This window comes from Avibacterium volantium, from assembly GCF_900635775.1.
Classification (GTDB): Bacteria; Pseudomonadota; Gammaproteobacteria; order Enterobacterales; family Pasteurellaceae; genus Avibacterium; species Avibacterium volantium.
Genome location: NZ_LR134167.1, coordinates 628858 through 644095, shown reverse-complemented (window position 1 = coordinate 644095; position 15238 = coordinate 628858). Strand labels below are relative to the sequence as shown.

General features: G+C 43.6%; 11 protein-coding genes. 5 read left to right on the top strand and 6 right to left on the bottom strand.

From position 1 onward, the window contains the following. Positions 1-61 precede the first annotated feature (61 nt). Positions 62-1108, bottom strand: a complete 1047-nt coding sequence (locus ELZ61_RS03120; protein ID WP_126371367.1) for a rod shape-determining protein — start codon at positions 1106-1108, stop codon at positions 62-64. Between the two features lie 147 nt (positions 1109-1255). Then, the gene (gene uvrA, locus ELZ61_RS03115; RefSeq protein WP_126371365.1) at positions 1256-4084 is read right to left on the bottom strand and encodes an excinuclease ABC subunit UvrA; all 2829 of its coding nucleotides are present in this window, start codon (positions 4082-4084) and stop codon (positions 1256-1258) included. Between the two features lie 170 nt (positions 4085-4254). Between uvrA and ELZ61_RS03110 the strand changes: the two genes are divergently transcribed. The 4 genes from ELZ61_RS03110 (at position 4255) to ELZ61_RS03095 (ending at position 8774) form a co-directional block, all read left to right on the top strand. Next, complete coding sequence (locus ELZ61_RS03110; RefSeq protein WP_126371363.1) at positions 4255-4791, top strand: single-stranded DNA-binding protein; 537 nt, start codon at positions 4255-4257, stop codon at positions 4789-4791. Between the two features lie 334 nt (positions 4792-5125). After that, complete coding sequence (locus tag ELZ61_RS03105; RefSeq protein WP_126371361.1) at positions 5126-6997, top strand: PTS mannitol transporter subunit IICBA; 1872 nt, start codon at positions 5126-5128, stop codon at positions 6995-6997. Between the two features lie 67 nt (positions 6998-7064). Beyond that, complete coding sequence (locus ELZ61_RS03100) at positions 7065-8219, top strand: mannitol-1-phosphate 5-dehydrogenase (protein ID WP_126371359.1); 1155 nt, start codon at positions 7065-7067, stop codon at positions 8217-8219. A gap of 45 nt (positions 8220-8264) precedes the next feature. Next, positions 8265-8774 (top strand): MltR family transcriptional regulator, encoded by a 510-nt coding sequence (locus ELZ61_RS03095; RefSeq protein ID WP_126371357.1) that lies wholly within the window; start codon positions 8265-8267, stop codon positions 8772-8774. A gap of 126 nt (positions 8775-8900) precedes the next feature. On the opposite strand, the gene ELZ61_RS03090 is transcribed toward ELZ61_RS03095, so the two are convergent. From ELZ61_RS03090 to ELZ61_RS10760, 3 genes are read right to left on the bottom strand one after another with little or no spacing between them, the layout of a single operon-like run. Beyond that, on the bottom strand, positions 8901-9848 hold the full coding sequence (locus ELZ61_RS03090) for an ADP-ribosylglycohydrolase family protein (protein ID WP_126371355.1): 948 nt from the start codon (positions 9846-9848) through the stop codon (positions 8901-8903). 33 nt (positions 9849-9881) lie between these two features. After that, a complete protein-coding gene (locus ELZ61_RS10765; RefSeq protein WP_241969718.1) occupies positions 9882-10151 on the bottom strand; it encodes a GNAT family N-acetyltransferase in 270 nt (89 codons plus the stop codon). Then, a complete protein-coding gene (locus ELZ61_RS10760) occupies positions 10135-10320 on the bottom strand; it encodes a GNAT family protein (RefSeq protein ID WP_241969717.1) in 186 nt (61 codons plus the stop codon). The genes ELZ61_RS10765 and ELZ61_RS10760 overlap by 17 nt, the downstream gene beginning before the upstream one ends. A gap of 158 nt (positions 10321-10478) precedes the next feature. Here ELZ61_RS10760 and polA point away from each other — a divergent pair, with 158 nt between their 5' ends. Beyond that, positions 10479-13343, top strand: coding sequence for a DNA polymerase I (gene polA, locus ELZ61_RS03080; protein WP_126371353.1), 2865 nt, complete (start codon positions 10479-10481; stop codon positions 13341-13343). 74 nt (positions 13344-13417) lie between these two features. Here the strand turns inward: polA and ELZ61_RS03075 are convergent, their stop codons facing one another. Next, a complete protein-coding gene (locus tag ELZ61_RS03075; protein WP_126371351.1) occupies positions 13418-15202 on the bottom strand; it encodes a cation:proton antiporter in 1785 nt (594 codons plus the stop codon). Positions 15203-15238: the final 36 nt, after the last annotated feature.

The following is a 15238-nucleotide window of genomic DNA, read 5'->3' as shown; positions in this document are numbered from 1 at the left end:
TCAGAAAGAAGTGCGGTCAAATTTTTAGCATTTTTTGACCGCACTTTTATAACATTGCAAATTAAATATCGTCGCTGAAAATATCAGCACCGTGCATATCTAATGCTTCGCCACCGCCACGAGCAACACAGGTCAGTGGATCATCAGCAACAATCACAGGTACGCCAGTTTCTTTCGACAATAAAACATCAATATTACGCAATAACGCACCACCACCAGTTAGCACGATACCGCGTTCAAAAATATCCGCAGCGTGTTCTGGTTGGCATTCTTCGAGCGCAGTACGCACGGCAGTAACAATGCCGTTTAATGGCTGTTGAATAGCTTCCAACACATCGCGTGAATTTAAGGTAAAGGTTCTTGGCGCCCCCTCTGCAAGGTTGTGTCCGTGAACTTCTAGCTCTTTAATTTCATCGCCTTCTTGAATATAGGCTGTACCAATTTCTTCTTTGATGCGCTCTGCGGTTGGTTCACCAATAATAGAACCAAAAGTGCGGCGTACATAGGCGATAATTGCTTCATCAAAACGGTCGCCACCAATGCGCACAGAAGAAGAATAAACAATACCATTTAAAGAAATCACCGCGACTTCAGTTGTACCGCCACCGATATCAATCACCATTGATCCTGTTGCGGTGGAAACAGGCAATTTTGCCCCGATTGCCGCAGCCATTGGCTCTTCAATTAAGTACACTTCGCGCGCGCCTGCACCTAAGGCAGATTCTTTAATCGCACGGCGTTCCACTTGGGTTGCACCTGCTGGTACGCAGACTAAAACTCGCGGGCTTGGGCGCATAAAGTTGCCGCTATGTACTTGTTTAATGAAGTATTGCAACATTTTTTCGGTTACCGAGAAATCCGCGATAACGCCATCTTTCATTGGGCGAATGGCTAAAATGCTTTTCGGTGTACGGCCAAGCATTAATTTTGCTTCTTTCCCTACCGCTGCAATGCTTTTCATCGATCCTGCACGGCCTTGACGAATTGCCACCACAGAGGGTTCATTTAGCACGATTCCTTGCCCTTTCACATAAATTAATGTGTTCGCTGTACCTAAATCAATAGAAAGATCGTTTGAGAATAAACCACGAATTTTTTTAAATAACATAAGAATTCCGTTAAAGTAACTGTATAAAAAACACTCACGCGTAAGTGTGAGAAAAATTGCGCTAAATGTATCAAAAAATCAGCATTGATAACAGAAATTTTTTATCAAATCTGCTGAAAAAATTACCGCACTTTTATTTTGTTCTTTTTACTTTGCAAGAATTTGTTTTAAAAACCGTGCTGTGTGCGAGCCTTTCACTTTCGCCACTTGCTCTGGCATTCCTGTAGCAATAATTTCACCACCGCCACTTCCCCCTTCAGGGCCAAGATCCACAATCCAGTCTGCGGTTTTAATCACATCTAAATTATGCTCAATCACCACAATGGTGTTGCCCTGATCACGCAAGCGATGTAGCACTTCAAGGAGCTGTTTAATATCCGCAAAATGTAAGCCAGTTGTGGGTTCATCAAGAATATACAAGGTTTTTCCCGTATCGCGTTTTGATAACTCGGTCGCCAATTTCACCCGTTGCGCTTCACCGCCAGATAGGGTGGTGGAAGATTGCCCTAGGCGAATGTAGGATAGTCCCACGTCCATCAAGGTTTGCAATTTGCGCGCAATTTGCGGAATGGCATCGAAAAATTCTCGCGCTTCTTCCACCGTCATATCCAACACTTGGTTAATCGTTTTGCCTTTGTAACGAATTTCTAAGGTTTCGCGATTGTAACGTTTTCCTTTGCATTGATCACAAGGGACATAAACATCAGGTAAAAAGTGCATCTCCACTTTGATTACCCCATCTCCTTGGCAGGCTTCACAGCGTCCGCCTCGCACGTTAAAGCTAAATCGACCGGGATTGTAGCCTCGCGCACGGGATTCTGGCACGCCTGCGAATAATTCGCGAATTGGTGTGAATAAGCCCGTGTAAGTGGCAGGATTGGAACGCGGTGTACGTCCAATTGGGCTTTGATCAATATCGATCACTTTGTCAAAAAATTCTAATCCTTGAATAGATTTATGCGGTGCGGCTTGCGCATTTTCCGCACGGTTTAAAGCACTTTGCGCCAGTGGGAATAGGGTATCGTTAATCAGCGTAGATTTACCCGACCCCGATACGCCTGTTACACAAGTAAACAAGCCCACAGGGATTTCTAAATTGACATTTTTCAGATTATTGCCCGAAGCGCCTTTGAGTTTTAAGATTCTTTCTTTATCAAGTGCGGTGCGTTTTTTTGGAATTTCTATTTTTTCTTTGCCTGATAAGAATTTCCCCGTCAGTGAGTTTGGATTTTGCATAATTTCTTGTGCTGTACCTTGCGCTACCACGCTACCACCGTGCACACCAGCACCAGGGCCAATATCAATGATGTGATCTGCGCTCAAAATAGCATCTTCATCGTGTTCCACCACAATCACTGTGTTACCTAAATTTCTTAAGTGAATCAAGGTGTTAAGTAAGCGCTCATTATCTCGTTGGTGCAAGCCAATGGAAGGCTCATCAAGCACATACATCACGCCAACCAAGCCAGCACCAATTTGGCTAGCTAGACGAATACGTTGCGCTTCACCACCAGAAAGGGTTTCGGCAGAACGAGAAAGAGAAAGATAATTCAGCCCCACATTAACCAAAAATTGCAAGCGCTCTTTGATTTCTTTGAGAATTTTATCGGCAATTTGCGCGCGCTGTCCGCTTAGGGTAAGGCTATCCACAAAATTAAAGGCTTCACCAATGCTCTTTTCGGAAACCTCAGGCAGATTTGTTTCGCCAATAAAAACATTACGCGCTTCAGGGCGTAAACGCGAGCCACCGCAATCCTTACAAGGACGCGTACTGATATTTTTCGCCAATTCTTCACGCACAGACATTGATTCTGTTTCTTTATAACGGCGTGCCATATTATTGAGAATGCCTTCAAAACTATGGCGGCGTAGCACCACATCGCCACGGTCGTTCATATATTGGAATTCAATTTCTTCTTTGCCTGAACCGTGCAAAATAATGTGCTGAATTTTTTTTGGTAAATCTTCAAACGGGCTTTCCACATCAAAGCCATAGTGTTTGGCGAGGGAAGTCAGCATTTGGTAATAATAGAAATTACGTCGATCCCAACCTTTAATCGCCCCACCTGCTAAGGAAATGCTTGGATTTTGCACCACGCGTTTTTCATCAAAATATTGCTGAACCCCCAAGCCATCACAAGTCGGGCAAGCCCCCGCAGGATTATTAAAGGAAAATAAACGCGGCTCGAGTTCAGGCACGGAATAACCACAATGCGGACAAGCAAAATTCGCGGAAAACAGCAGTTCTTCCGCTTTCGGATCGTCCATATTCGCCACCACTGCCGTGCCGCCAGAAAGTTCTAACGCTGTTTCAAAGGATTCCGCTAAGCGGGTTGCTAAATCTGGACGAACTTTAAAGCGATCCACCACCACTTCAATGGTGTGCTTTTTCTGTAATTCTAATTTTGGTGGATCAGAAAGATCGCAAATTTCCCCATCAATTCTAGCGCGGATATAACCTTGCGCGGCAATATGTTCTAAAATTTTAATATGTTCCCCTTTGCGATCTTTCACCACAGGGGCGAGCAGCATCATTCGGCTTTCTTCCGGCAATGCCAGCACCTTATCCACCATCTGACTAATGGTTTGCGCCGCTAACGGAATATGATGATTTGGGCAGCGCGGTTCGCCCACACGAGCAAATAGCAAACGCAAATAGTCGTGAATTTCCGTGATCGTACCCACCGTAGAACGTGGATTGTGCGAGGTGGATTTTTGTTCAATGGAAATCGCAGGGGATAGCCCTTCAATATGATCCACATCTGGCTTTTCCATTAACGATAAAAACTGGCGCGCATACGCAGAAAGGGATTCCACATAACGGCGTTGCCCTTCGGCATAAAGGGTATCAAAGGCCAGTGAAGATTTCCCCGAGCCAGAAAGCCCTGTAATCACAATCAATTTATCACGCGGAATCGTCAGATTAATATTTTTTAAATTATGGGTTCTCGCCCCACGCACTTCTATTTTTTCCATAATCGTTTCGTCTGTTCAAGCAATTTAAGATAATTTTGCGATCATTATCGCATAATCTGAAATAACTGTGCAAATATCCAGTTTATTTGTCTGGAACTAATAGCTTTTTCTCTTTTTTTAGGGCAAAATAGCGAAAATTTTATCGTAATTAACATCAGACAGAGGAATTTATGGCTGGAGTAAACAAAGTTATTATCGTAGGAAACCTAGGAAACGATCCTGAAATTCGCACAATGCCAAATGGCGAAGCTGTGGCGAACATTAGCGTAGCAACCAGTGAAAGCTGGATGGATAAAAACACCGGTGAACGCCGTGAAATCACCGAATGGCATCGCATTGTGTTCTATCGCCGTCAAGCTGAAATTGTGGGTGAATATTTGCGCAAAGGTTCAAAAGTTTATGTTGAAGGGCGTTTAAGAACGCGCAAATGGCAAGATCAAAATGGCCAAGATCGCTACACCACGGAAATCCAAGGCGATGTGCTACAAATGTTAGACAGCCGCGCAGAACGTACTCAAGGCGGCTATGCACCGCAAGGCGGGGGATATGCCCAACAAGGTGGTGGCTATGCAGCTCAACAAGGGGGCAATCAATATGCTCAACCTACACAGCCCGCATATCAAGCACAAAGAGCCGCACCACAAGCAACACCTGCGCCACAGCCAGTGATTGATGACGTGCCATTAGATGATGATATTCCTTTCTAATTCACTCCAAACTGCTTGGTGAGCACCAAGCAGTTTTTGTTTTTCTTTGTAAAATCTCAATATCCCTTTTTACCTATTTTATTTCTCAATATAACATTGATGAAATAAATCCTTCTCTACACTTTCTACAATAAATTTATGTGATATAGATCACATAAAATTCCACCTCAATAAAATTATGTGATCTTCATCACATTTTACTTTTGTATACCCAAAAATATCTTGTGATCTAGTTCACATTTTTAAACTTAAAAATTTTGGCTTTGATTTTGCCTTTGCTATGCTTTCGTTCATTAAATGGACACAACTCACTTCACAATTAATGAGGTTAATTATGTTATCAGCAAATGCAAAACTGAAAGTCCAAAGTTTTGGACGCTTTTTGTCAAATATGGTGATGCCAAATATTGGGGCATTCATTGCTTGGGGATTTATCACCGCACTTTTTATTCCAACAGGTTGGTTTCCAAATGAAACCTTAGGTAAACTTGTTGGCCCGATGATCACCTATTTATTGCCATTATTAATTGGTTATACAGGGGGGAAATTAGTCGGTGGCGATCGTGGTGCGGTTGTAGGTGCGATCACAACAGCAGGGGTAATCATTGGGACAGATATTCCAATGTTCCTTGGTGCAATGATTGCAGGACCAACAGGTGGTTGGGCAATTAAACACTTCGACCGTTGGGCTGATGGTAAAATCAAGAGCGGTTTTGAAATGCTGGTGAATAACTTTTCATCAGGTATTATCGGAATGTTGCTTGCTATTTTATTCTTCTTAGTGGTAGGCCCTGCGGTGAAAGTGCTTTCCACAACCTTGGCGGCAGGGGTAGATGTATTAGTACAAGCACATTTGTTGCCACTCACTTCTATTTTTGTTGAACCTGCGAAAATCCTTTTCTTAAATAATGCGATTAACCACGGCATTTTCTCTCCGCTAGGTATTCAACAATCACAAGAACTTGGTCAATCTATTTTCTTCTTGATTGAAGCAAACCCAGGCCCAGGTTTAGGGGTATTATTAGCCTATATTTTATTTGGTAAAGGTTCAGCGAAACAAACCGCAGGTGGGGCGGCTGTGATCCACTTCTTCGGTGGGATTCACGAAATTTATTTCCCTTATGTATTAATGAATCCACGTTTATTAATCGCGGTTATTGCAGGGGGAATGACTGGCGTATTTACCTTGGTATTATTTAATGCAGGGCTTATTGCGCCAGCTTCACCGGGTTCAATTATTGCGGTATTAGCAATGACACCTTCACAATCTATCTTTGGCGTGCTTTGTTCAGTGGCATTAGCGACCGTTGTTTCTTTTGTTATCGCTGCATTCTTCTTAAAAATTCAAAAAGAAGATACTTCAGATAAATTAGAAGAAGCTCAAGCTGCATCAAAAGCAATGAAAGGCGATGTGGCAAAACCAGTAACCGATTACAAAGGCTTACAAAAAATCTTTGTATCTTGCGATGCTGGAATGGGATCAAGCGCAATGGGTGCAAGTATGCTGCGCAAAAAAGTGAAAGATGCAGGCTTGCCAATTGATGTGGCGAACTGTGCAATCAATGACTTACCAGATAATGCAAGATTAGTGATTACGCACCAAGACTTAACCTTACGCGCACAAAAACAAGTGCCAAATGCAATGCATCTTTCTTTAACCAATTTCTTAGATAATAAATTCTATGATAATTTGGTGAATGAATTAAAAGCACATTTCACAGAAGCAGCCGCAAAATCGGCAGACAGCGTAGAAGTGGCAGAAATGGACGGTGCAACCTTCAACCTTAGTGCGGATCAAATTTTCTTAGGATTAAAAGCGGAAAATAAACAAGATGCCATTCGTTTTGCTGGCGAACAATTAGTGAAAGCAGGTTTCGTGTTGCCAAGTTATGTGGACGCAATGTTTGAACGCGAAGAATTAGTTTCCACTTACTTAGGCGAAGGCTTAGCCGTGCCACACGGTACGATTGATGCAAAAGATGCCGTATTGAAAACAGGTATTGTAGTATGTCAATATCCTGAAGGCGTACGCTTTACTGAGGAAGAAGACGGCGTAGCCAAATTAGTGATTGGTATCGCCGCGCGCAATAATGAACATATTCAAGTGCTAACTGCTATCACTAACGCCTTAGACAGCGAAGAAGCGATTGCAACACTGACCACCACAAATAATGTGGAAGATGTGTTAGCCTTACTTAAATCTTAAAGTGCGGTCAAAAATGGCATCGTTTTTGCGATGCCATTTCTCATTATTGATGTTATTGGAGAAAAAAATGAAAGCATTACATTTTGGGGCAGGAAATATCGGACGAGGTTTCATCGGAAAATTGCTCGCAGACAGTGGTATTGAAGTGATTTTTGCCGATGTGAATGATGACGTTATTCGATTATTGCAAGAACAGAAAAGCTACAACGTAAAAGTGGTGGGCGAAAAAGTTAATCGAATTGAGCAAGTATCTAATGTAACTGGCGTTAATTCAAAAGATGAAAATGCTCTGATTGACTTATTTCAGCAAGTGGATTTAGTCACCACTGCCGTTGGGCCAAATGTACTAAAAATTATTGCTAGCACCATTGCCAAAGGCTTGGTGGCTCGTCTTGAAGCTGGGAATAAACAACCACTCAACATTATTGCGTGCGAAAATATGGTGCGTGGTACGAGTTTCTTGAAAGAGCAGGTTTTTCAATATTTAGATGAAAAACAGCAGCAACAAGTGGACGCATTGGTTGGCTTTGTGGATAGTGCGGTGGATCGCATTGTGCCGCCAGTGCAACTTGATCCGCAAGATCCGCTGTTGGTTACGGTGGAAGAATTTAGCGAATGGATTGTGGATAAAACCCAGTTCAAAGGGCCAATCCCCAAAATTGCGGGAATGGAACAAACGGATAATCTAATGGCGTTTGTAGAACGTAAATTGTTTACGCTAAATACGGGCCACGCGGTAACGGCATATTACGGCAAATTAAAAGGCTACCAATTTGTCAAAGAAAGCATTGAAGATCCGCAAGTGCGTGCTTTTGTTAAAGCGGTAATGGAAGAAAGTGGCGCAGTTCTGATTAAACGTTACGGATTTGATCCACAAGCACACGCCGCTTATATTGAAAAAATCTTGGCTCGATTTGCTAATCCTTATTTAGTCGATGATGTGGATCGTGTAGGACGTGAGCCTTTGCGTAAACTCAGTTATAATGATCGCCTAATCAAACCATTACGCGGAACGCTAGAATATCAACTGCCGCATCAACATTTAGAACAAGCTGTGGCAACCGCGCTGTGCTATCGCAATGAAAATGATCCACAGGCACAAGAGCTAGCGCAATCCTTAACGCAAAATGGTGTGATTAATACGCTAGAAAAATATACAGAATTGCAAGATAAGACAGTGATTGAGCAAATAGCTCAAGCCTATCAACAACTTGCAGCGTAAAAGTGAACAGCAGTATCTTTATTCACCCTATTTAGGAAGGCATCATTGGACGATCCTATTTACGAAAAACTCAGTGAAGCCACGTCTATTCGTGGCTTTATTACCGCCAGTGTCGCATTATTTGATGACGCTGTGGACAGCCTTATCAATCGTGTTTTCCGCAAAACGGATTTTGCGGTGAAATCCGTGGTGGACTCGTTATTTATGACGTCAGGCCCACTTTTTGATCTCGCCATTCGCCTGAAAGTGTTATTGGGGCTTGGTGTGATCGATCACCACGTTTTTGAAGATCTTAATGCCTTCATCAAATTCAAAGAAAAGCTCAATAATGATGAAAAAGAATACCGCTTTTTTGATCCGATAGTGATTGAATTTATGCAAGGTTTACATTTGCAGCAAGACAAAACTCTGCTGAACTTTCCCGAAGACAAAGAAGATCCCGATTCTCTTAGCTACCAAATTAAAATGCAACGCAAAGAAAAATTGGTACGCTCTTGTTTAATGCTCACCATCAATGAGATTTACGAACGGTTGCAGGTGGAAAGCCCATTGTAAAAACTTGACAAAAAAACACCGCACTTATTTATTTTTAAATTAGGGGTTGCACTAGGCACCAACCCAAACTCTCCCTAATTAATTATTTAAAAATGGAGATTTTAGCTAGTTATCGAGTACCATTTCTCAATTTTTTGAACTCGGGTTAACAAGTTGCTCAGCTAATTCTAGCGCATCAGCTGGCCAAAAACATTTAGGGCGTGGTCGTTTTATAGAAGGAAGATCTATAGAAGGGCGACAATTTAAAATCGCTGTTAGCCATTGTTCAGGAATGGCTTTAATGCCATAAACGGCTCCCAATAGTGCGCCACAAATGGCGGCGTTGGTATCCGTATCCCCACCACGCATTACGGTATCAATCACACCGCTTTCAAGACTTTCCGCGTGTTGCAACTGCCATAGCATATTGTGAAAGGCAATGATCACCCAACCCTGTTGAGTAATGTAATCTTTTGGCGGGGCGATCTCTGATTCTTCAATAGCTTGAAGTAATAAATCATCGACTGTCAATGTCTGCGCCCAGTGTTTGATTTTAACAAACAGAGTTTTAGCATCAATATTTTGATTAACCGCTTCGGCGATAGCCATAGCCATTAGTGCATTTGCTTGTAAGCAAACAGGGTTAGAATGAGTCAGTTGAGCATCTTGTATTGCCCAATTTGCCACGGTTGCCAGTGGATAATTTGCCCCAAAAATCCCTAAAGGACTAATGCGCATCAAAGCACCATTGGCTTGACTATTTGGATTTTTTCTCCCTAACAGCGCAGAAGCAATGGTCATTCCACAATCAAATGGCTGCGAATTAAGCCAAAACAGATAAGCATTTTGCATCTCTTTCGCATTATAAGTACCTGTTTTCACTAAGTAGCGCGCTAGCAATAAAGCCATTTCAGAATCATCTGTCGGTTGACCTGCAATGGTATCCCAAGTGCCGCCATCTTCTAATTTACGAACACCATTGGGGTATTTCTTGCGAATCATTTCTGGCGATAAAAACTCTACCAAACTCCCCAGTGCATCACCTGCCAGCTGCCCTAATAAACAACCTTGTGCGCGTTGGATTTTTCCTTGCATTGTCGCTTAATCTCTCAAACCCAAATTCAAGTGTTATTTTTTCATAATTAAAATCGGATACGGATTGCCCTGTTCGTCCAACTCGTGGCGTTCCACCGTCTGAAAGCCCATGTGCTGGTAAAAGCCCACTGCTTGTGGGTTTTGTTCATTGACAGTTAGGCTATTCACACCCAATTCCGCAATGCCGTGCTGTAATAAGGTTTTGCCGATGCCTTTGCCGCGCTGTTCTGGGGCGATGAAGAGCATTTCTAATTTTGTGCCGTTGATGCCCATAAAGCCCACGATTTCACTGTCTTTTTCCACCAGTAATTAAATGCTCCACGCCTTTGAGGGCTTCTGGCACATAAGGGCGAATGGCGGCGATTTCTTCTTTGGATAAGAAGTGATGAGTGGCTTCCACGCTGGCTTGCCAGAGATTAAGCAAGTGGTCTAAAGGCAAGGTTTCGCGGTCTGTTACGGTGATGATATTCATAGTTTGTGCTTCACTTTTCAGCGTTCAATCAATTAATTCGGGCGATTATAATGGGGCGCGTTGTGCATTGTCAGCTTATTCTTGCAAAATTTTTCAAAATCCCACCGCACTTTCCGCTATAATATCTCTCATTTTTCATCACAGTTATCGAGAATCTTATGGCTAAAATTGAAGAAAATCCGCTTGTGTTAGTGGACGGATCGTCTTATTTGTATCGTGCGTTCCACGCGTTTCCACCGCTCACCAATTCCCTTGGCGAGCCAACGGGGGCGATGTATGGCGTGTTGAATATGCTGAAAAGTTTGATTGCGCAGGTGCAGCCGAGCCATATTGCGGTGGTGTTTGATGCCAAAGGGAAAACTTTCCGTGATGAATTATTTGAGCAATATAAATCGCACCGTCCGCCGATGCCTGATGATTTGCGCAAGCAAATTCAGCCCTTGCACGCCATTATCAAAGCCCTTGGTATTCCGCTTTTATCCATTGAAGGGGTGGAAGCGGACGATGTTATCGGCACGCTTGCGGTGCAGGCTTCTCAGGCAGGCCAAAAAGTGTTGATTAGCACGGGCGATAAGGATATGGCGCAGTTGGTGGACGATAACATTATGCTTATCAACACAATGAATAACAGCCTGCTGGATCGCGAGGGCGTGATTGAAAAATATGGCATTCCGCCTGAGTTAATTATTGATTATTTAGCCTTAATGGGCGACAGCGCGGACAATATCCCCGGTGTGGCTGGCGTGGGCGAAAAAACCGCACTTGGGCTTTTGCAAGGCATTGGCAGTATGGCAGAGATTTATGCCAATTTGGAAAAAGTGGCGGAGCTGCCTATTCGCGGCGCGAAAAAATTAGGCGAAAAATTGCTTGCCGCCAAAGCTGATGCAGATTTGTCTTACATTCTTGCGACCATCAAAACTGATGTGCCGTTAGCGGTGAAGCCAGAAGAACTCACGCTTGGGCAAAATCAGCGTGATGAATTAGTGGAATATTTCGCGCGCTATGAGTTTAAGCGTTGGCTAAATGAAGTGATGGACGGCGAAAGCGGTTTGACCAAAGGGGATTTACAAAGCGCCAAATTTGCCACGCCGACAGCACAAAATGAAACGGTGACAAAAAGTGCGGTGAAAAATTCGGTAAAAATCGACCGCACTTTGTATGAAACCGTGGATAGCCAAGCCAAGCTCGATGAATGGCTGAATAAAATTCAGCACGTTAAACTCATTGCAGTGGATACGGAAACCGATAATTTAGATGTAATGCAAGCGAACTTGGTAGGCATTTCTTTTGCTTTAGAAAATGGCGAAGCCTGCTATATCCCCCTTGATCATTTGCACGAAGTGGCGCGTGAAAGCCAATCACAAGGGGATTTATTCGGCAGCGCAGACGCAACCGAAACCTATTTTGAACGTGTGCCGAGCCAGTTAGACAAACAGCAATGTTTAGCGGCGCTCAAGCCTTTATTGGAAAATCCGCAGATTGAAAAAGTGGGACAAAATATCAAATACGATCTCACCGTATTCGCCAATCACGGCATTGCGCTACAAGGCGTGCGTTTCGACACCATGTTGGAATCCTATGTGCTAAACAGCACAGGGCGACACAATATGGACGAGCTTGCCAAACGCCATTTGGACCATCAAACCATTGAATTTGAAGCCATTGCTGGCAAGGGCAAAAAACAGCTCACTTTTGATAAAATTGCTATCGAACAAGCCAGTGAATATGCCGCGGAAGATGCGGACATCACAATGAAATTACACCAAACCCTATGGCCAGAATTGGCGCAAACGGAAAGTTTGGTCAAGTTATTTGATGACATCGAAATGCCGTTGGTGGGCGTGTTATCACGCATTGAACGCAACGGCGTGTTGGTGGACAGCCAAACCTTACTCGCACAATCGCAAGAAATTAGCGAAAAATTGACCTCACTTGAAAGCCAAGTGCATCAGGCGGCAGGGGAAAATTTCAACCTTGCGTCCACCAAACAATTACAAGAAATCCTGTTTGAAAAGCTTGGTTTACCGATTATCGCCAAAACCCCAAAAGGCGCGCCTTCCACCAATGAAGAAGTGTTGGAAGAGTTGGCGCAACAAGGGCATATTGTGCCGAAATTGCTCATTGAACACCGTGGTTTAGCGAAATTAAAATCCACTTATACGGACAAACTTCCGCTGATGATCAATCCACGCACAGGGCGGATTCACACCTCTTATCATCAAGCGGTAACGGTAACGGGGCGGCTTTCTTCCAGCGATCCAAACTTGCAGAATATCCCTATTCGTAATGAAGAAGGACGCCGCATTCGCCAAGCCTTTATTGCGCGCGAAGGGTATAAAATCATCGCGGCGGATTATTCTCAAATCGAACTGCGCATAATGGCGCATTTATCGCAAGATCAAGGCTTGATTAGTGCATTCCAACAAGGCAAGGATATTCACCGTTCCACCGCTGCAGAGATTTTTGGCGTGCCACTTGATGAGGTTACCAGCGAACAACGTCGCAGTGCAAAAGCCATTAACTTTGGACTCATTTATGGAATGAGCGCGTTTGGGCTTTCTCGTCAGCTTGGCATTCCTCGTGGCGATGCGCAAAAATATATGGATTTGTATTTCCAACGCTATCCCGGTGTGCAAACCTTTATGACTGATATTCGCGAAAAAGCCAAACAGCAAGGCTATGTGGAAACCTTGTTCGGACGCCGTTTGTATCTGCCTGAGATTCAATCGAGCAACGCAATGCGCAGAAAAGGCGCAGAGCGTGTGGCGATCAACGCCCCAATGCAAGGCACGGCGGCGGATATTATTAAGCGTGCGATGATCGCCATTGACAGCGCCATTGCGCAAGATCCGAATATCGCAATGATTATGCAAGTCCACGATGAATTGGTGTTTGAAGTGAAAACCGACCGCGTAGATCACTACCGCTCGCAAATTCAATCTCTAATGCAAAATGCCGCCGAGCTTGTAGTGCCGCTGATTGTAGATGTGGGCGTTGGGGAAAACTGGGACGAAGCCCATTAATTCGCGTTGATAAGCGTGCAATTAGAAAAACAAAGTGCGGTGAAAAATTTCCATTTTTTCCACCGCACTTATTTTTATGCGCTTTTCGCCGTTTCTTCTTCCGCTACTAACGCTACAATACGGCAGTTAGTTGGGATCGTTTGTTCATCATTGATAATAGAAATAAAGCCTTTATCATCAATGGTATATAACGGCACAAATTGTTTGTTGGTGGTTTTGTAATCTTGATAAGTGTAGCTATCAGTAAGATTGGTTACCTTAACACGCGCATTTTTCGCCAGCATACTGGCTAATTTTGCGTAGGTTACATTTTTGCCGAAAAGCCAGTTGGAACGGTAGTTGTCTTGAATATCATAACGTTCCGTTGGATTGTTATCATCGCTGAAACGAATGCGGTAAATGTTTTCTTTATCAAATTCGTGGCGATAATGAATTTCCGACAAGGTATTGAGTTCTTTGTCCGTACTAATGGCGAACATATTGCCCAACCCGATAAGATCCAAATGCCCATCGGCGTGGGTAGAAACTGGGTTACCGTAGTAAGTACGCAGCCCCAACATTCTGGCTTTTGCTACTTCGTTATAATGGCGGCTTGCGACCAATACGTCCACATTTTGATCTTTTAAGGATTTCGCAATGGCTAGCGCCACAGGATTTGAACCAATAATCAACACGCCTTTGTACACCGATTCTTGCACATTCAACAATTTTGCAATGGTTTTTGCCCCTAAGCCTTGAATTAGCACCGTACCAATAATAATCGTGAACACTAACGGCACAAGCAATTCCACGCCTTGAATTTGGGTGTCTTGCAATTTAATCGCGAAGAGAGAAGAAATAGCTGCGGCGACAATCCCGCGCGGGCCAATCCAGCTAATCATCAACTTTTCATTTAAAGTTAAACTTGAGCCAATAGACGAAAACCAAATGGCAAGCGGACGAGCGATAAACATTGCTACGAATAACAGCAAAATGCCTGCCATTCCCACGCTTGTCAGATGTTCTAAATTCACCCGCGCAGCTAAAATGATAAACAGGGTGGAAATCAGCAAAACGGTCAGGGATTCTTTAAATTCTAAAATATGATCTTTTGGAAAGCCTTTCCAGTTTGCCAATGCCACGCCCAGCACGGTAACCGTTAATAGCCCTGATTCGTGGGCGAAATGGTTTGACGCAGTGAATAACAGCAAAATGTAAGCAAGCACGAACACGTTGCGCAAATATTCAGGGATCATATGGCGTTTAATCAGATTAGCCAGCAACCACGCACCAGCCATTCCAATCACGCCTGCTACGGCAATGATTTTGGCAAAGGTGCCGATTTCACTGGCTTCACCGCCAGAAATAATGTATTCATACACCAACACCACAGCGATCGCACCGATTGGGTCAATGATAATGCCTTCCCATTTGAGAATATTGGCGATGTTGCTATTTGGGCGAACGCTACGCAACAATGGCACAATCACCGTTGGCCCAGTTACGCACACCAATGTGCCGAACAGCAAGGCGATGCGCCAATCCACCTCAAAGAGAAAATAAGTGGCAACAGAAATCACGCTGACGGTAATCAGCATTCCGAGCGACACCAAAAGTTGCACCACTTTGCCGTGTTGTTTTATTTCGTCAAATTCGAGGGTTAACGCTCCCTCAAAGAGAATGACAGCAACGCCAAGGGAAATAAAAGGAAAGAGCAAATCGCCCAAAATAGCATCAGGGTTGAATAAATTCAACACGGGGCCGACTACAATGCCGATCAGCAATAAAAATAAAATTGAGGGCTGTTTTAAATACCAAGCCAGCCATTGTGCCACAATACCCAAGCCAACAATGGCAGATAAAATAAATGCGGTATCCATAAAGTTCTCCATAAACATCAAAAGCGAGAAAAGCTC

Bases quoted from the DNA above. Each gene is read 5' to 3' on its own strand.
- ELZ61_RS03110 (WP_126371363.1), top strand. From the start codon at position 4,255: ATGGCTGGAGTAAACAAAGTTATTATCGTAGGAAACCTAGGAAACGAT.
- ELZ61_RS03100 (WP_126371359.1), top strand. From the start codon at position 7,065: ATGAAAGCATTACATTTTGGGGCAGGAAATATCGGACGAGGTTTCATC.
- ELZ61_RS03090 (WP_126371355.1), bottom strand. From the start codon at position 9,848: ATGCAAGGAAAAATCCAACGCGCACAAGGTTGTTTATTAGGGCAGCTG.
- ELZ61_RS03105 (WP_126371361.1), top strand. From the start codon at position 5,126: ATGTTATCAGCAAATGCAAAACTGAAAGTCCAAAGTTTTGGACGCTTT.
- polA (WP_126371353.1), top strand. From the start codon at position 10,479: ATGGCTAAAATTGAAGAAAATCCGCTTGTGTTAGTGGACGGATCGTCT.
- ELZ61_RS10760 (WP_241969717.1), bottom strand. From the start codon at position 10,320: ATGAATATCATCACCGTAACAGACCGCGAAACCTTGCCTTTAGACCAC.
- ELZ61_RS03075 (WP_126371351.1), bottom strand. From the start codon at position 15,202: ATGGATACCGCATTTATTTTATCTGCCATTGTTGGCTTGGGTATTGTG.
- ELZ61_RS03120 (WP_126371367.1), bottom strand. From the start codon at position 1,108: ATGTTATTTAAAAAAATTCGTGGTTTATTCTCAAACGATCTTTCTATT.
- uvrA (WP_126371365.1), bottom strand. From the start codon at position 4,084: ATGGAAAAAATAGAAGTGCGTGGGGCGAGAACCCATAATTTAAAAAAT.